This window comes from Planomicrobium sp. MB-3u-38 (assembly GCF_002836425.1).
GTDB lineage: Bacteria > Bacillota > Bacilli > Bacillales_A > Planococcaceae > Planococcus > Planococcus okeanokoites.
The window spans coordinates 146376-163360 of the sequence record NZ_PJBO01000001.1 but is presented as its reverse complement, the minus strand read 5'-3'; the positions used below and the strand labels follow the sequence as shown (position 1 = coordinate 163360).

The window sequence follows — 16985 nt, the reverse complement described above, 5'->3', positions numbered from 1 at the left end:
TCACACTAACGATACGTCAAACTTCTTGACCAAATCCTTGAACGCCGGTCTTTTATTGCCATCACGGCCGGTTACTTCATGAGCCGTCACCAATGAATTCAAAACCGCTTCTTCCGTCGCTTCACCTATCGCGCGGAAAGCGGTGTCCATATCTTCTTCGTGAATTTGTGGGAGTGCCAGTAGGTGTTCCGGCTTGTCATGCGGTATGCGGACAGCGGTCGAGAACCCAATGACGATTTCTCCGCTGCCGTTGGTGATGATCGAACCGGTTCTGGACAGGCCGGTAACGGCCCTTTTGAGGATCCGGTTTAATTGGCGTTCAGATACGGGCAGGTCGGTTGCAACGATAATCATGACAGAGCCTTTATCTTCTTCCTTATAAGATTCGAGAAGAGCCTCCTTCAATTCCTGCCCGACTGCTTTGCCTTGTATAAGCAAATCACTGAGAATACCGAAATTCGACAACACGAGTACCCCGATTGTATAGTTGCCGTGGCTCATCTCCATAATCCGGGAAGCGGAACCGATTCCGCCTTTCAGCGAGTAGCACAGCATACCGGTCCCTGCTCCGACCGCTCCTTCCGCGAAATCAGATGAAGTGTTATGGAGCGCCTCGAGAACATGTTCCCGCTTTACAAATTTCGCGCGGATGTCATTCAGGAGCATATCATTACATTCGCCGATCACTGCGTTCACCGTTCCAGTCGTTCGTCCAATTTCAGGGTTCTGCTCCAGCATGTAATCCGTCAGCGTATCGGCAGCTGTTCCTACAGCCAGCGTATTCGTCAAAAGAATCGGCGTCTCCAAAGTGCCGAGCTCCTTTATCTGAATCGTTCCCATCGTTTTGCCGAAACCGTTGATGACGTGGCTGGAAGCGATCAGCTTCTCTTTGAAGATGTTCTCTTGATGCGGCAGGATAGCCGTCACACCTGTTTGGCTGTCCCCTTCGCTGAGCGTCACATGCCCGACCGTTACACCTTTCACATCGGTGATGGCGTTGCGGGCCCCCGTTTGGAGCCGCCCAATCGCTACTCCGTAATCGCGTATCCGTTTTTGGTTGAACATGTTATCGGCTCCTTTGAGTTTATTGAAATTAAGTTGCTTACTCTCTAAAATCACTGCCTGCCAATATTTCTTCAGCGCTCATCCCCAGCCATTCACTGACATCTATCTCTGGATGGTTTTTGAGGAAGCTCTGCATGATTTCGTGGCCGATGATGTAATTGGCAGAAGCGGGAATGCCTTTTACAGGATTTCCGTTAAGAAAGTCTTCCCACACCCCCATTTCGACAGAATCTTTTTGTTCCATAAATAGATTGCGCGCCTGTTCAGTAACCTTGCCGTCCTCATTTGAAATCCACGACAGGTTTATACCCGGATAGTTGAGCAGTGAAAAAGCCACTGCTTTCCCTTCCATAATCGTGGATTCAAGTAGCGTGGATTCAGCCGTTGAACTTTCAAACGCCCCTTTTTCCATATCTATTAAATGAAAATATTCATGGGATACGGTATGTTTCAATTCTTCTGTCTCAAGACTTGAGTGTACGAACAGAATCATTACCTCCTCATTCAGCGCTACTCCGCTTGCATTGAGTTCTGGACTCCCGCCATGGATGAAAGCCGGATTCGCAGGAAAGACATGTATAGTTTTATTGCCGCCAGGTAACGATTCCGCGGACTTTTTGAGCGACTCTTCGATTGCTGATTGGAACTCGGCTTCTTTATCAGACAGCGCTTCGAGTGAACTTTGCAGCGGGATGATGTCTTGCGGCGGGGTGAAAATTATAAGATTTATGTATTCGAGCACACTTTTTTCATCGAAGGCATTTTGACGAAATGGCTGGAAAATTGTTTGAGCGTACGCATCGTTCAGTTCAGCCGGCTGCTCTTTTGCCAAAGCCACGTATTCATCGAATGCGTCGTAGTACGAGAAGATTTCAAATTGCTGGTTGCCGATTTTCAGTATGGCAAATTCAGATTCGGTGGTTTTCTGTATGTTTTCTGCAGCTTCGTCTTTTTCAACACTTTCTCCTTCTGGTTCCGGATTAGGCGCAACGTCTTCTGAACATCCCAACAGCAGTATTGTCAGCAGAATAGATGAAATTGGGACAAATAATTTTTTCAATACTTCCCTCTCCTCTATAAAAAACGTTTCATCCACTTTCATATTAGAAAATCTTCTGAATTAAACTATTCGACTAGAAATCAAACCCAAAATACTTTCCTCCGTCATTTCTTCCGTCAGCATCGTTTCGCCCGATGTGCCAAGATAATCTTTTGGATGCCACCAGGCACGCAGCGAGTCTTCTCCGAATGCATCGGCAAGTGCACGTGACTGATGGCGCTCGACCGTCTTTTCGAAAGGCAAATCGAAGTAATACACATCGGCATTGCCTTCATAAAACCGGATCAAATCCATCAGCATTTCGCCGTAGCGTTCTTTCATTAGAATTCCTTCCAAAATCACAAACTCACATTTGCCTTTGCCGTACTCGGTGATCTGCCGGATAAGCTCCAACGATAGGTTTCCTTTTCTGTCGCGGACGCTCAGCATGTCCCGCCGCACAACATCCTGCGACACCAAAAGCGTGCCATCCCCGAAACGGTCCTGCAGGCTTTTCGCTATTGTGGTTTTTCCGCTTCCCGAGTTTCCCCGTAGGATAATTAGCTTTGTTTTTATTGGAATCAGGCCTTTCTCAATAACTTATATATTTACTTCTGCGACTTCTTTCGCCGTTCTTCTTCGCAGAAGTTCATCGATCACCCAAAAGATCATTGCACTGATAACCGGGAGAATCCACAGTTCCCTTATCAGCAGCATGCCAAATCCAAAATGCACAAATCCTGCCGCCACCATGCGATGAGGGTAACGCGCCGCTAACCAATCCGATAACAGCGAAACCGGCAGGCCGTAAATAAGAAAATAAAAAAGGGTAATGGAAAAAACGAGTAAACTATACCCTAAAGAGTCTCCAGATTCGATAAAGGTATTAAAATTCGTTAAATCGCCAGAAAGCAGCACCGGCACAAATAGAACCAGCATCGTAAATATAATCGTCCCACTCACTGCGGCTATGAACTTTCTCCACATCCGCTCCTTTGTAAAAAATTCATAGCGGAACGGCAGAAAAAAGAACAGCATGACGGATATAAAAATGATTTTTAGGTATGAGGGCGTTTCTGATACCATGATCAGAAATGAAAAGAGTGAGAATACCGCAATTTTAAAGAGCAGATGCTTCATTTGATTTCTCCTTTTTCTTTAATCATACAGCATTAATTCCCTTTTACTGGCTTTTAATTTACAATTATCGCATTATTCTGTTCAAAAAAGGACTGATTTTTATGAAACACGCACTAGTGATCGGCGGCACCGGCATGCTTGCCCAGGCTTCTGTCTGGCTGTCGCAAAATGGGTACCGCGTTTCGGTGATTGGCCGCAACCACGAAAAGATGCAGCGGCTGATTGAAAAGAATCCGAAAGGAATCATTCCGGTGCCGGTTGATTACAGAGACTCCGAAAAACTAGCTCAGCAGTTAGCCCAGATTCAGCAAAAGAATGGCCCAATTCAATTGGTGCTTGCCTGGATCCATTCAGATGGTCCGGATGCGATCCCTTGCTTAATCGATTCTCTTCCGCGAGACTCCGACTGGAAATTATTCCATGTAAACGGCAGCAGCTCGAACCTGAAGGAGATAAAAGTTCAGGTTTCTGTGCCCTCACATGTCCATTATTATCAAATTCAACTCGGTTTTAAGCTGGAAAGCGGCACATCCCGCTGGCTTACAAATGATGAGATTTCGACTGGTGTCATTGAAGCGATACGGGCCGAGAAAGCGCAATACGTCGTCGGAACGCTCAGTCCTTGGGAGAAACAACCTTAAGATCCAGATTGAAAAACATTCGCTACGGCGAATGTTCCTGGGATGGTCTCCGCCAGGCGGAAACCACCCCATCATTCTGTGTTTTTTGCATCAACAATTGATGTGAGAGATATTTGAGTGGTGATTTCAGTTAATCCCCAACTATTTGGATACCTTTTCTTTTTACTTTCTGATTCCAGAAAGTAAAAAAAGGACCCTTGAAGAAGGTCCTTTAAAATACTGCAGCATACTCTTGCCTAAATCCGTTTCCCCATCGCCATAGACGCCGGCTGGTATCCCAATTTCTCATAAACTCTTTGGGCACCGGGATTATTGCCGAAGACATTCAATCCCATTGAAGTGACGCCGGCACTTTTCACAGTTTCCTCTAATTCTTCCAGCACCAAACTGGCGAATCCCCTTTTTCTGAACGCTTCATGAATGAGGATGTGGTAGACGTAGGCTTTATTGCTTTCGGCTTGGATGTTATACCAGAGCACGCCGATTTTCTTGTCGTCTTCGGGTGAATAAATGTTACGGATGTGCTGGTCTGCTGAGTTCTGCCTGTCCGGAAGTAAAGTGGCCATTAAATCTTCGGACTCCCCCAAAGCTTTTTCATACGGAATCATAAAATTGTCGGATAAGTCTTTGGCGTAATCCGGAATAAAAAATTCCATGTATTGATCAAATTCTTCATCATTCATTTCTGTCAGTTGTGTTTTCATTACCGCACCCCTTTGTGTCTTTACTTATGCCTCTTCATATCTCCCTTGAATACCGCAATGACACCTGCTCTTCGCCGGTATCCGTCAACTCCGTTTTCTTCCCTTGAAGCCGAAATCCTCGCGCTTCGTAAAACGGAATACCATGCTGATTGTCTTCCTGCACAGAAACCCATTGTTTCGCTGCGCCTTGCTCTTTCTGCAATTCAGTCAACGCTTCCAGCAACAACCTGCCGATTCCTTTGTAGCGGTAAGTTTCATCTACATACAGCATGAAAATCTCGCTCACACTAGGGCTGGTCATGCCGCCACCTATCACTCCTGCTACGTCAGAGTCGATCAAAGCCACGTGTGTATAGGAACCGGCTTCCATATCGCTGCGAATGCGTTCGTGGTTATACCAGAAATCCACATTTCGTTCCTGATACGCTTCGCTTAATTTCCCTGCGACGGTTTGCTTCCAGCCGGCCGAGCAAATCGCGGAAATCGCTTCTATGTGGTTTTCAGTAGGTTTGGCAATGGTTACTTCCATGGTCTTCTCTCCTATTATTTTGTATGGATCGTCTCAAAGCGCTCGCAGACGAGCGGCATCGATTCCGAGTATTCGAGGTCCACTTTCCCTAATTCGCTTTTGAAGAAATTCTCGTGGGCGTTCCACCAGAATTCATAATCCCCTTCGCCTTCTGCCAACGCAAACTCCACCGGCACTTTGTTCATCGGCATGATTGAAACTTCGGTCACGCGGATGATCGCAACGGGCTCTTCTTTCGCATCCAGGACGATGTTATATTGGCCGACTTGCGGCAAAGGCTCATTTTCAATTTCATATAAAACATGGGCAGAGCAAGTCGCTGTTTTCTTGCCTTCGACGACCAGGTCCGCCAGCCAGTCCGCTTCCGCTCCGAATTGAAATGCTTCCACTTTTTCCGGCTTCGGCTGCCCTTGTGCTGCCCAATATTCATTCCAGAATTTTTCTGCCTGTTTGTTCATCAATAAAACCTCATTTTCTAATTCAAATTGTGTTACTGCAGTAATAAACCATTTTCACAAATTCAAAGACACTGCCATTGGTGGCTTGCTGGAATCGTTCCGTTTCTTTGAATCCCATCTTGTCATAGACTTTTATTGCGCGCTCGTTGAAAGCGGCTACGGATAACGTGATTTTCTGAGGATTGTATGTGGATTTTGCATATTCCATGCCCGCTTTCAGGAATTCGTTTCCTTTTCCGCTGCCGGTCAGATCCGGTTTCATTCCCAGTCCGATGTCGATTGTGTCCTGAGCCGTTTGAGTAAAACTGTAAAAGCCGACGACTCCCCCGTTTTGGATGACGCTGTAATATGTATTATTCCGTGCCTCCGGATTCAGGAATTCCGCTAAATCTTCCGGATCCGCATCCATATCATAAAAAGCATATTCCCCGACGTAACGCCAATGGGCGGCGATTTCTTCCGCCTGCTGCTGGGTCATTGTTTGAAAAGAATAGGCCAATGCTTGTTCACCTCCAGATTCGATTTAAGTAAGAAGTAAGCTAGAATATAGATTATGCAATGCATAAAATATTATGAGAAACGAGGAGTTTCTATGTTCTTTGCTCAAATGTCCGGGTTTCCTGGGTCCGGAAAGTCAGCGCTATCCCTTGAAATCGCACAACAGTTCGGGACAGTTATCGTTGATCACGACATCGTCAAATCTTCTTTGATGGAATCGATCGAGCACGCGCCTATCGACCCGAAGCTTGCCGGTAAAATCGCCTATAACATCGATTGGTCGTTAGTCGAATTCCACCTCTCACAAGGATTTAACGTCATTTTGGACAGCCCCTGCTTGTACGATGAACTTGTCGAAAAAGGAATTTTCCTTTGCGAAAAATATAATGCCGGTTACAAGTATGTGGAATGCTATTTGGATGATATGGACGAAATCAACCGAAGATTAAAAACACGCAACAGAATGGTCAGCCAAATCCCGGAAATCCGTTCGCCGGAAGCTTTCACTTATACAATCGCCAACAGCAAAAAGCCTGTCGGACATGAAATCCTGACCGTCAATACCATACGGCCACTCGAAGCTTATTTGCCGGAAGTCATCGATTATTTAAAGAAATAAAAGCAAAAGATAGTCTTTATTCGCATAAAAGAGACGGTATTGGCAATGAAATACGCGGTGTTGCATAAGAAACGGGTATATTTCCGGAGTGCTGCAATTCTATGAGCGGTATTTTGCATTCTATGATCACTTATTTCATTCTATGATCACTCAGTGGATTCTATGATCATTCAGGGGATTCTATGATCACTTATTAGCATTCTATGATCATTCAGCCGTTTTCCACCTCGAAATCATCGTCGCTTCTCACGGTTTCTCCACAAAATAACTCTTCCGGCTCGGCAGCTCCAGACAATTCAGCTGGCTGCCATACGCCGCGCCGCCGTCGATGCCGATTATATTATTGCCGCCAAAATAGATGTCATTTCCGCCTCCTGCCCGCAGCAGAAACGCCGGTGTATGGCCGAATACTACCGCCTTTGCGCCTTCGTAGGCTTCATAGAACTCTTCCCGTATCCAGATCAATACATACGGATCCGTCTCCTGAACCGGCGTGCCGGGCTGAACACCTGCATGCACAAAAATAGTATCGTCTGTTTCATGGAAAAAGCCCAGCTCTCCAATAAAGGCGACGTGTTCCCAAAAAACATCTGTTTCCGGAAGCCCAGCCTCTTTGATTGATGGATCGTAGCTCTGCAGAGTTGGAATGGCGCCATTTCTCGCCCATCTCTCCAGGGCGGCGGGTTCACCTTTTGCCGCTGCCAGCATCATCGCGTCATGATTTCCGCTCAATACGATTGCACCTAACTTTTTCAACTCGATGACCCGTTCCAAAACGCCTCTTGAATCCGGACCGCGGTCCACATAATCTCCCAGTAAAATCAGCTGGTCTTTGGCAGAATCGTACTCCGCCTGTTGCAGCAGCTCCTCAAAAAGTTCAAGCTCACCGTGAATGTCACTGATTACCAAAGTCCTTTTCATAAAAACGCACTCCCCCGCTACACCGTCTTAACTGCCGGAAACGACAGCCTTTATTTAAAATGACTCTGTTCGCTTCGCAATAATCCCTTTCACAAACGCTTCTTTATGATCCGTGTATTCTTTCATGCCTGCAGCCGCCTTTTCCAGATACGCCAATTTGACCTGTAAATATTGCGTTCTGGCTTCCACATTTGAATTCAGGTAATCCCTGAAATAGATCAAGTCATTCCATAGGTCTCCCCGATATTCGACCAAATGGATGAAGTGGGTTTTTTCTTGATACGAATCGTCTGTAAATTTCGCCAGCACCATTTCACCCGGCCGCTCCACTTTCAATCGCAGGAAACCTGTTTGCTGAAACGCCTGCAGCAACTCTCGATCCACCTGATTCAAAACATCGACTCCAATGATTAAATCCAGAATCGGTTTTGCCGCCATCCCTTTGATCGCCGTACTGCCGATATGTTCAATCCTATTTTCATCAAGACCGGTATTTTCAATCAGCTCTTCTTGCACGCGAATAAACTCTGCAGCCCATTCAGGCGTGTAATCCACTATTTTCACTTCATTCTTTTTGAGGCCCAGCTTCATTGAACTCCCCCTTTATAACAATCAACCCAATAATTTCAGGAAGTGGCTGCGTTCCGAATCTTTCCAGTCCACTCCATAGCCCATCTTCTTATAAAATTCGATCGCGCTATGCCATTCGTTGTTTGTCTCGAGTACCAGCTCTTTATATCCTTGCTGCCTTGCAGTTTCTTCCAGTTTTCGCAGCATCGATTCAGCCAGGCCGCCGCGTCTATGGGATTTCTTCACAGACATCCTCTGGATTCTTCCGGCAGTTTCGCTTTCTTTGGTTAACGCTCCTGTGCAGACGACTTTATTATCCTCCAGACCAACCAGGAATACATCGCTATTCCGGATGTAGTTTCGGATGATGTTCCGCAGGTCCGGATTGAAGGAATGATCCAAAAACCCGAAACGCTCTTCCAGCCCGTCGAGGATCAACTGCCTCGCCGCCGCTTCATATTTTTCAGTTACGGGCACGATTGGCATGGATTGCTGAAGATTGTTGATGTTCATTTCTCTATTCCTCCAGATCTCTTTTCATTCGCATAATATTTCCGTTCGACAGACCTGCTTCAAGTCTTCCCAATCAACTCAAAGAAATCTTATTATTAATAATATTAACATTAATTTCCATCAGAATAAAAAGAACTTTATATAGAAGTATTTATTTAAAGACTATGAAAAGAAGGGAATAAATTCCTGAATCCCGAATACCTTCACTAGCAAGCAATCACGTAATTACAGCCGACAGAGGAGGAAGTTGAATATGACTGGGAAATACCACAAAGTGCAGGACGTACTGGACACATACAAATCAGCCATCTACGAACAGGATGCAGACAAATTTCTGACCATCTACAATCCGGATATCCATATTTTCGACAGCTGGAATAACTGGGAGAGCAAGGGGATTGCGGCATGGAAAGAGAATGTGGCGGAGTGGTTCAATGGATTGGGCAATGAGAATATTTTGCTCGAAGTGGATTTTAATGATGTGGCAATCGCAGAAGATGAAAAAGCGGCATTCGTGCATTGTGCGATCACTTTTGCTGCCAAGGATGAAGATTCGGGTGAGACATTGCGTGAAATGACCAACCGGTTCACATTCGGCTTGAAAAAGGACAGCGATTCCTGGAGCATCGCCCATGAGCATTCATCACTGCCCATCGACATGGATACCGGAAAAGGGATTTTCGACGCGAAGTAAAAATAACAGGGATTGCTGCGGCAATCCCTGTTATTTTTCTGTTTCTCCAAGTTCCAATTTATCCTTATCCAATTTTTGCTTTTCTTTCCACGCCTGCATAACATTTTTGTGGTAGTCTTTCGGATTTTCAATCAGGATCCAGTCGATTGAATGAGCAGGGGTCGGCATCCACTTTTTTCTTCTTTCCCTTATCTTTTCATGGTGTGTGTAATGCGGGTAGATGACAGTGGACCTGGTAAACCAGTGCCCATACAGCTGACTAAACCGAATGTCTTCGATTTCATCCCAGTAAATTTTATTGCCTTGCAAATCGATGACGATGCCTTCTTCATCCCAGTAAAAAGTCTTTCCGGCTTTTCTTTTTCTCCAGAGATAGATGGGGTACGCTATAAAAGGAGTGGGAAATATAAGGGTTACCCCAATAAATTTTATCGTTTGCCACACACCCTCTTGTGCCACTTCTGCTACAGCCAGCATACCGATCAGCAAAAAAATCAGACCCGATGCCATAAAAACTGCCATCGTTAATAGGGATAGCCTGTATTCTTCCCCTCGACTCAAAAAGAACCCTCCTCCTCTTATATAGGCAGTCGTTCACTCCACATCCAACGCAACCACATAACTCGCCTGCCCCTGCTCCCAGTGCGCAAAGATCTCGAAAAGCGTCGGACCTTCATGCTCCGCCAGCTCGAATGGAACGGGATAGGCAGTGCGGTTGCCCGCTTCGTCCCAGACAAATAGTTGATAGGACAGCGGCGGTTCACCGAACTCCAGCGCGACATCCGCATGGCGGTCAACTTTCCGTGCGTTGTCCGTGCTTATCATTTCGTGCGGTGCAACGGAATCAGCTTCAATCCCCGCCATCGACTTCACTTCCAAGTCATAATAACTCCAGCTGTAGCCTCCCCGGTATGTCCGGATGATGTCGTCACCGATTTTCAGTTCAAGAGCTGGTGGTGTTTGGGATTGTGAATGGATGGGCTCCGACTGATCGGCCTGGTCGCCTGCTTGGTCGCCTGCTTGCTCGTCAGCCGTTCCGCAGCCATAAAGCAACAGGGCCGCGACAATAAACGCCACAATAATTTTAAACTTCTCCCCCATCTCATCAGCCCCTTTATACCAGTAGTCGACTCATCAGCTCATAAAGTTTCAGCCCACCGCCCGCGATTAATCTCCATAAGCCATTTCCGCTCTCCATCGATTTGCTTCACCTTTTGAAAGCCGCATTTTTCGTAACAGCGGATGGCACGCGGATTGGTCAATTCAGGATCGACCGTGACAGCGTCCGCTCCTTTTTCCTTAAAAATAAAGCTTAGAAACTCAGTCACCATTTGCGTGCCGTACCCTTTGCCGAAAAGTTCCGGTTCACCGATAAACTGGTCGATGCCGTAAATAGTTTCTTCCATAGAATAGCCATAGCTTTTATAATCTTCATCCGTTAACCTGCAGCATTGCATGAACGCGAACGGCTTGCCTGCCGTTTCGGCGATATAAGGTTCAACCGCTACTGACCCGTCAATCCGGGGGCCATACTTTTCACGAAGCTGCCCGGCGCTCGGCGGGGCGGCTGGATCTCCGAAAAATTCAAGAACTTCCTTTGTGTTGAGCCATTTCGTCATCAACTCTAAATCGCCATGGCTCATTCTGCGTATTTTCAAATCCCTCTCCCCCTCTACAGCACCAATCCAAGTGCCCGGCTAACCACTTCGCTGTTACTGTCTGTACCGGCCTGCTCGCTCAATGTTTTATTGAGCCGGATGAATTCCGTCGATATGCTCTCTAGTACCAGTAATACACTGCCCGGGTCACGGTCCGCTTCCCAGCCGGCCAAGCGCTGCAGCTGCTCTTCACTCAGGCGGCTTCTCGAGCCTTCGATTTTCGACCATACCTGGTAAGGGCTGTCGAGATGCCGATCCATTTCCATATACCAGCCGTATGCCGTAAGCCAGCGTACACTGTCGAGATTGGCAAGTGCATAATAAGGTTCGCCTCTCATGGCCGCACGGTAGGTTTCATGGATGAACGCCAGCATTTTCGTACGCCAGAACTCCACTTCCGCAGGCGTGATTTTATAGATGGCCTCTTCCGAAAGCTGACGGATCGGTTCAAGCAAGCCGTGCGGATCATAAAGGATTTTCATGCCCTTCATCCAAATGGATGGCGTGATATCATCGGCGGTATGGTACCAGGAATCGACTTTGATGAAGCAGTCGAAATGGCTGACTATCACCGGCGACGCCGCAATTCCTTCATAGAACAGTACATTGCCCCACTTCCCCGCGCGTCCGAATTTATCGGCAATAAAACCTTCCAGCTTTTCAGGTTTCACGATGGTGTGGAGATCAATGTCCGAATAGCTGTCGGCATTCCCTTTCGCGAGGGAGCCAGCCAGATAAACTGCCAGCACATCCGGATCCTGCTCGAGATCCTGACGAATCACATCCAGCAACCGGTTCCTGGCTTCGGGTAATCGACTGTCACGCTGCCAATGTTTTTCTTCTATTTTCATCCCTTTCTCCTCCTGCCATTTCTGCCTGTATCCATATCATTCCATTCGCATTACTCATAAGCAATATTTTTTGGTACAAAAGAAGGAGATTTACAGAAGAAAAGAGAAGATATAAAAAAAGCCGTCCTTTTCAGGACAGCTTCAGCGTATTTCCATTAACCGTCAATCCAGCCAGGTTCATCAGCGTTCGTTTTTTCACCTGATTTATTGTCCGTGGATTTCTTGTTGTTTTTGCTTGTGTACGGCTTAAAACTCTTGGCTTTATTGGATCCCGCTTTCCAGCGGTTCCAGCCTTTCTTGCCGGTTCCTTGGCCAGTACCGCTTTTTTTCTTTTCTTTTGCCATTTCCATCACTCCATTACTATCTTGCATTATAACACGGAGGGAGCACCTTTAGCACACCCTCTAATCCATGCAGCGCCAGAAACTTCAGGTGATTCCACCCTAACTTCCAAGATTCATTATCCCCAGATAAGTTTCACTCCTGTCTTTATTGACGAATACAAAACTGTCCTACTCTTTTTTTATTACTGTTTTATTTCAATAAAACGCAAGCAGATTTACCTACTCTTTTTACCACTTCTCTTTTAAGGCGCTGGTGGGCAGCCATATTCCACCAGAATCATCTCTTGTTTGCTGTGTATTCAGGACTGATCATTTATTTGGAATTAAACAGCAAACCCTTGTTATTACTGCATCAATTGAAGCTATTTATCAGATTTCTCACCAATCTAACGAGAATAAGGACCTTTTGGCACAAGCATTCCGGATTTTATTTCGCATATAGTCTTGTACGTTTCTTAATACCTATAAAAATTACCAAAAGAGCGTTGAAAATGATATACAACTGTAACATAAAAGAGGTTTAGAGCTGTTATAATGAACGTGCTGCAATTATAAGGCACCGAATTTTTATCCAACAAAACTATTTGACAGTATATATAGAAACGATAGAAAGAGACCGTAAATTCGAAAGGGGAAAAACAACTTGAACTTGAAGTCGAAATGGATGTTGTCTGGGGTTTCATCATTATTAGCTATCTCGCTTTTATTGCCTACCGCCGATGTCAATGCCAATACATTAAACAAACTTGAACAGCAACAACAGGAAGCCGAGCAGAAAAAAGCTGAATTGAACTCAGGCATCAAAGAAAAAGACAAAGAAATCAAAGTTACCAAATCAACATTGGAAACAATCCTTGGAAAAATCCAGGAATTGAACAATAAAGTCGAGGAAACTGAAGGCAAGATCAACAGTGTCCAAGCCGATATCGATACAACTAAAGCTGAAATCGAAGAATTGAGAGCTTCAATCGAAGAATTGAAGATCAAAATCGAAGAACGTACTGCATTGTTGCAGGAACGCGCACGCGCAATCCAATTGAGCGGTGGATCTGTTGACTACATAGACGTCCTACTTGGCGCCAACAGCTTTGTTGACTTCATCGACCGTTTCTCTGCCGTCAGCACATTGATCGACGCAGACCGCGAAATCATGCGTGAACAGGCAGCAGATAAAGAATTGCTGGCAGAACAGAAAGCTTCTGTCGAGTCAAAACTTGCGCAGCAGGAAGCTCGCAACGCTGAGCTGAAAAGCTTGAAGTCTGATCTGGACAGCCAGAAAAAACAACAGGGCGTCCTTGCTGAAGAGTTGAAAGCTGAACAGAAACGCCTTGAAAGCGAAAAGGCGGAATTGCATGAAGAGCACGAAGCGGTTATAGAAATGAGTGCGGATCTTGAACAGCAAATCTCTGCTGAACAGGCTCGTCTTGCTGAATTGGCACGCAAAGCTGAAGAAGAGCGTCAGGCTAAATTAGCAGCTGAGCGCGCGGCGGCTGAAAAAGCGGCGGCAGAACGTGCAGCAGCTGAAAAAGCGGCTGCCGAGAAAGCAGCGGCAGAACGTGCGGCGGCTGATAGAGCTGCAGAAGAACGTGCGGCAGCTGAACGCGCAGCAGCGAGAAACGAAGCCGAGCGACAGGCAGCCAACGAACGTGAAGCAGCTGCTAAGCGTGAAGCGGCAGAGAAAGAAAAAGTAAGCGCACCTGCTCCTGCACCAGTGGTATCAGCACCAGCCAGCAGTTCTGGATTTATCCGTCCAGCCGCTGGTCGTCTGACTTCAAATTACGGTGGCCGTAATATTGGAGCAGGAAATGAAAATCACCGTGGCGTTGATATTGCCAACTCTTTAGGAACACCTATCAAAGCAGCGGCTTCTGGTTATGTAACATATGCAGGCCCAATGGGAACTTATGGAAATGTCGTTATGATGACCCATTCTATTAATGGAAAAACTTACTCAACAGTGTATGCCCACATGAGCTCTGTTGGAACAAGCCAAGGTCAATATGTCTCTCAAGGCGGCTTTATCGGCTCAATGGGAAGTACTGGACGCTCAACAGGATCTCATCTTCACTTTGAAGTCCATATTGGTCCATGGAACGGCGCCCGCACAAACGCAGTCAATCCGATGAATTATATTAATTAATAACAAAAAGAGCAAGCACCTTTGGGTGTTTGCTCTTTTTTGTTTGGGAGGAGAATTGGGTTGAGGGCGGTATTTAGTTGGGAGAGGTTTCGCGTCCGCGAATCCTTCCTTTAAGGGATTGGGATAAGGTTTGGCGGCGACAAAAAAGTATCATTTTTGGCATATAAATATTTAGCTGAGCATAACCGGTGCTTTGCCGTGCACAAACCCGGCTCTCCCGCGCATAAAACTTTTCAAAAGAATAATTTCCTCTTTCTGCATCAGAATTTCTCATTTAGCAAACGTATTTATCTCCAATTTCATCCCGACGGAACAGCAGCAACTTAAAAATCACTATTCTCATGACTTCCCCTTCTAGAGTAGATGGCAATCAGTCGAATCCGAGAAAAACCTAATTGCTCTTCTTATCCCAACTTTTCAAGGGCGAGATTTTCTTTGCCCCATAAGCCCTTTTAGATGAAAAAGGCTTCGCGGACGCGAAGCCTTCCTTTAAAGGATTGGAGTTTTTCGCACGGCGAAAAACATCCGCTGTTGTTCTTGGTTTTTGGGTGTGGCGGATCTGGAATTTTAGAGTATCTGAAATTCGGAGCACATATAATTGGTGAAAATATCCTAAAATTAGCACTGCGCACATATTTTCCTGCCACCGCACATAAAACTTCATTTCCGCACACAAATGTTCCTCACCGCACATAACTGCCAAGATGCAGCAAGATTCCTCTTCCCTCAGGCTATTCTTCTATAAAAACCCGTATCATTTACTCGAATTTCCGTTAAAAACCAAAACCACACACCAAAAAGCCAGCTGTCCGCAGACAGCTGGCTCCTTAACATTAATGTTTCTCTTTATTCCTCGTCAGAAACGCTTGTTTCGACCAATATAGCTGTGAAGAGAATGAAAATCAGCATCATGGAAATGACCATTGTGAACATAATTATTCAACTCCTACCAAGTTTTGAATCCTTCTGAACCAGGTGGTGCATGCATGATCATGGAAGAAAGCGGGATCGCGTAGGCGATGATGATTAAAGCAAAAGCGATGCCGATCCAGATCCACCAGTTTTCAAGCCATTTCGGCGTATTTGTCTTGTCGCTTTCGGCCATCGGGAATTCGACCTGGTCTTCCACTTTCAACGCTTTCGGTGACAGGAACATCGACATGACGACGATGTATATCAGGATCATGGCGGACAGGAACAGGATGCTTCCTCCGACTGCCATTGTTACGTGGCTAGTGAGGATGCCGTCGAACCATTCCAGTGCGCTCGGGTGGTTATTGTAATTCGAGAATGCCGTCCGGCGCGGAGCACCGAGCAAGCCCAGAATATGCTGGGAAGTCGACATGAGCAGCATGCCGATTGACCAGGTGATGATCTGGACGAATGCCAGCTTCTGCATGGCTTTAGTGAATTTACGGCCAGTCAGGTACGGGATGAGCCAGAATGTGAGACCCATGAATGTCATCGCGACCGGTGTACCGACCGTGATATGGAAATGCCCAACAATCCAAAGCGTGTTATGGACAACTTCGTTCAATTGGAAACTTGCGTTGATGATACCGCCCGCTCCGCCGGGAATGAAGAATGCCATTGCGATGAAGATCGATGTGAAGCGAACGTCTTTCCAAGGTAATTTCTTGAACCAGCCAAATAGGCCGGTCGCGCCTTTTTTGCGTCCTGAAATTTCAAAGTTCGCGAACATTGTGAAGGCTGTCATAAGTGATGGGATGATTACCATGAACGTTAAGACGACCTGCAGGAATTTCCAGAAGTTCGAGATACCCGGTTCTGTTAATTGATGGTGGAAACCGACCGGAATCGAGAACAGGATGAATAGTACAAATGCCAGACGGGCTAACGAGTCACTGAAAACTTTGACGCCAAGGATTTTCGGTACGATTACATACCAGGCAATGTATGCCGGCAATAACCAGAAATATACGAGTGGATGTCCGAAATACCAGAACAACGACCGGCTTAATTCGACATTGATCGTATCTGTCCAGCCGAATGCCCAAGGAATGTATTGGAACAGCACCGTTGCGACAACACCCAGACAAGCGATCAGCCACAGTACGATGGTTGTGATAGTCATGAATGCGAATAACGGGCTCAATTGGCCTTTATTATTTTTGCGCCATACGCGGTAATGGCCAATCAGCGCGAAACTGGAAATCCATGTGCCGACTACGAACAGCGCCAGGCCGACGTAGTACCAGCCGCTTGCTTTCAGCGGTGCATAGAAAGTGTACAGAACCGATGCTTCACCAGCGACGATCATGACAGTCGCCATGACTGTACCGATCAGCGTCACCCAAAAACCGATCCAGGAAACGAGTCTTACTTTCGGCCCGAATGTGCCGAGGCTCTTGCTCATGCCGGTAACAAAGAATGCGAAGATGAAGAACGTTGTATAAATAAGTGCGAGCAGCACACCATGTGCCGTTAAAATTTGATAATAATCAAGCCATGCCGGCAAATCGAGTTTATCGTTGCGGATGAAGACTTGCAGCAGTCCCATCAGTGTTCCAATCAGGAAGGCGATGTAGGCAACGCCGATATACCATAATGCTAATTTGCGATCTTGCAGAGCGATCATGC

At 46.2% G+C, this 16985-nt stretch carries 20 protein-coding genes and 1 pseudogene; 4 read left to right on the top strand and 17 right to left on the bottom strand.

Features of this window, described 5'->3' with window-relative positions; translation table 11 throughout:
• From CXF70_RS00965 to CXF70_RS00950, 4 genes are read right to left on the bottom strand one after another with little or no spacing between them, the layout of a single operon-like run.
• The gene (locus CXF70_RS00965) at positions 1-1065 is read right to left on the bottom strand and encodes a DmpA family aminopeptidase (protein WP_101801110.1); all 1065 of its coding nucleotides are present in this window, start codon (positions 1063-1065) and stop codon (positions 1-3) included.
• A 37-nt stretch (positions 1066-1102) separates the two neighbouring features.
• Complete coding sequence (locus tag CXF70_RS00960; protein WP_158241137.1) at positions 1103-2125, bottom strand: DUF2268 domain-containing putative Zn-dependent protease; 1023 nt, start codon at positions 2123-2125, stop codon at positions 1103-1105.
• Positions 2126-2185: 60 nt separating this feature from the next.
• On the bottom strand, positions 2186-2680 hold the full coding sequence (locus tag CXF70_RS00955) for a kinase (RefSeq protein WP_199172773.1): 495 nt from the start codon (positions 2678-2680) through the stop codon (positions 2186-2188).
• 24 nt (positions 2681-2704) lie between these two features.
• Complete coding sequence (locus tag CXF70_RS00950; RefSeq protein WP_101801107.1) at positions 2705-3244, bottom strand: hypothetical protein; 540 nt, start codon at positions 3242-3244, stop codon at positions 2705-2707.
• A gap of 101 nt (positions 3245-3345) precedes the next feature.
• Here CXF70_RS00950 and CXF70_RS00945 point away from each other — a divergent pair, with 101 nt between their 5' ends.
• Positions 3346-3885 carry an SDR family NAD(P)-dependent oxidoreductase gene (locus tag CXF70_RS00945; protein ID WP_101801106.1) on the top strand — a complete coding sequence of 180 codons (540 nt, stop codon included), beginning with the start codon at positions 3346-3348 and terminating at the stop codon, positions 3883-3885.
• Positions 3886-4121: 236 nt separating this feature from the next.
• Here the strand turns inward: CXF70_RS00945 and CXF70_RS00940 are convergent, their stop codons facing one another.
• From CXF70_RS00940 to CXF70_RS00925, 4 genes are read right to left on the bottom strand one after another with little or no spacing between them, the layout of a single operon-like run.
• On the bottom strand, positions 4122-4589 hold the full coding sequence (locus CXF70_RS00940) for a GNAT family N-acetyltransferase (protein ID WP_101801105.1): 468 nt from the start codon (positions 4587-4589) through the stop codon (positions 4122-4124).
• A gap of 34 nt (positions 4590-4623) precedes the next feature.
• On the bottom strand, positions 4624-5118 hold the full coding sequence (locus CXF70_RS00935; protein ID WP_101801104.1) for a GNAT family N-acetyltransferase: 495 nt from the start codon (positions 5116-5118) through the stop codon (positions 4624-4626).
• A gap of 14 nt (positions 5119-5132) precedes the next feature.
• Positions 5133-5576: an ASCH domain-containing protein gene (locus CXF70_RS00930; RefSeq protein WP_101801103.1), complete on the bottom strand. Its 444-nt coding sequence runs from the start codon at positions 5574-5576 to the stop codon at positions 5133-5135.
• Positions 5577-5598: 22 nt separating this feature from the next.
• Positions 5599-6075, bottom strand: a complete 477-nt coding sequence (locus tag CXF70_RS00925; RefSeq protein WP_369916905.1) for a GNAT family N-acetyltransferase — start codon at positions 6073-6075, stop codon at positions 5599-5601.
• Positions 6076-6168: 93 nt separating this feature from the next.
• Between CXF70_RS00925 and CXF70_RS00920 the strand changes: the two genes are divergently transcribed.
• Complete coding sequence (locus CXF70_RS00920) at positions 6169-6693, top strand: P-loop nucleotide/nucleoside kinase family protein (RefSeq protein WP_101801102.1); 525 nt, start codon at positions 6169-6171, stop codon at positions 6691-6693.
• A 246-nt stretch (positions 6694-6939) separates the two neighbouring features.
• On the opposite strand, the gene CXF70_RS00915 is transcribed toward CXF70_RS00920, so the two are convergent.
• From CXF70_RS00915 to CXF70_RS00905, 3 genes are read right to left on the bottom strand one after another with little or no spacing between them, the layout of a single operon-like run.
• Positions 6940-7614 carry a metallophosphoesterase gene (locus tag CXF70_RS00915; protein ID WP_101801101.1) on the bottom strand — a complete coding sequence of 225 codons (675 nt, stop codon included), beginning with the start codon at positions 7612-7614 and terminating at the stop codon, positions 6940-6942.
• A 54-nt stretch (positions 7615-7668) separates the two neighbouring features.
• The gene (locus tag CXF70_RS00910) at positions 7669-8205 is read right to left on the bottom strand and encodes a GrpB family protein (protein WP_101801100.1); all 537 of its coding nucleotides are present in this window, start codon (positions 8203-8205) and stop codon (positions 7669-7671) included.
• Between the two features lie 21 nt (positions 8206-8226).
• Positions 8227-8697, bottom strand: a complete 471-nt coding sequence (locus CXF70_RS00905) for a GNAT family N-acetyltransferase (RefSeq protein ID WP_101801099.1) — start codon at positions 8695-8697, stop codon at positions 8227-8229.
• A 253-nt stretch (positions 8698-8950) separates the two neighbouring features.
• Between CXF70_RS00905 and CXF70_RS00900 the strand changes: the two genes are divergently transcribed.
• On the top strand, positions 8951-9391 hold the full coding sequence (locus CXF70_RS00900; RefSeq protein WP_101801098.1) for a YybH family protein: 441 nt from the start codon (positions 8951-8953) through the stop codon (positions 9389-9391).
• Between the two features lie 30 nt (positions 9392-9421).
• Here CXF70_RS00900 and CXF70_RS18410 read toward each other — a convergent pair whose 3' ends face one another.
• The 5 genes and pseudogenes from CXF70_RS18410 to CXF70_RS00875 form a co-directional block, all read right to left on the bottom strand.
• Positions 9422-9952 carry a hypothetical protein gene (locus CXF70_RS18410; protein ID WP_233208506.1) on the bottom strand — a complete coding sequence of 177 codons (531 nt, stop codon included), beginning with the start codon at positions 9950-9952 and terminating at the stop codon, positions 9422-9424.
• A gap of 33 nt (positions 9953-9985) precedes the next feature.
• Positions 9986-10492, bottom strand: coding sequence for a hypothetical protein (locus CXF70_RS00890; protein ID WP_101801097.1), 507 nt, complete (start codon positions 10490-10492; stop codon positions 9986-9988).
• A gap of 38 nt (positions 10493-10530) precedes the next feature.
• Positions 10531-11049 (bottom strand): GNAT family N-acetyltransferase, encoded by a 519-nt coding sequence (locus tag CXF70_RS00885; protein WP_233208505.1) that lies wholly within the window; start codon positions 11047-11049, stop codon positions 10531-10533.
• Between the two features lie 14 nt (positions 11050-11063).
• Positions 11064-11900 (bottom strand): nucleotidyltransferase domain-containing protein, encoded by an 837-nt coding sequence (locus CXF70_RS00880; protein ID WP_101801096.1) that lies wholly within the window; start codon positions 11898-11900, stop codon positions 11064-11066.
• 218 nt (positions 11901-12118) lie between these two features.
• Positions 12119-12250, bottom strand: a pseudogene (locus CXF70_RS00875) (DUF3934 family protein); the annotation flags it as partial.
• Between the two features lie 637 nt (positions 12251-12887).
• On the opposite strand from CXF70_RS00875, the gene CXF70_RS00870 reads away from it, so the two are divergent.
• The gene (locus tag CXF70_RS00870; protein ID WP_101801094.1) at positions 12888-14384 is read left to right on the top strand and encodes a murein hydrolase activator EnvC family protein; all 1497 of its coding nucleotides are present in this window, start codon (positions 12888-12890) and stop codon (positions 14382-14384) included.
• Positions 14385-15330: 946 nt separating this feature from the next.
• On the opposite strand, the gene CXF70_RS00860 is transcribed toward CXF70_RS00870, so the two are convergent.
• Complete coding sequence (locus tag CXF70_RS00860) at positions 15331-16983, bottom strand: b(o/a)3-type cytochrome-c oxidase subunit 1 (RefSeq protein ID WP_084243567.1); 1653 nt, start codon at positions 16981-16983, stop codon at positions 15331-15333.
• Between the last annotated feature and the right edge of the window lie 2 nt (positions 16984-16985).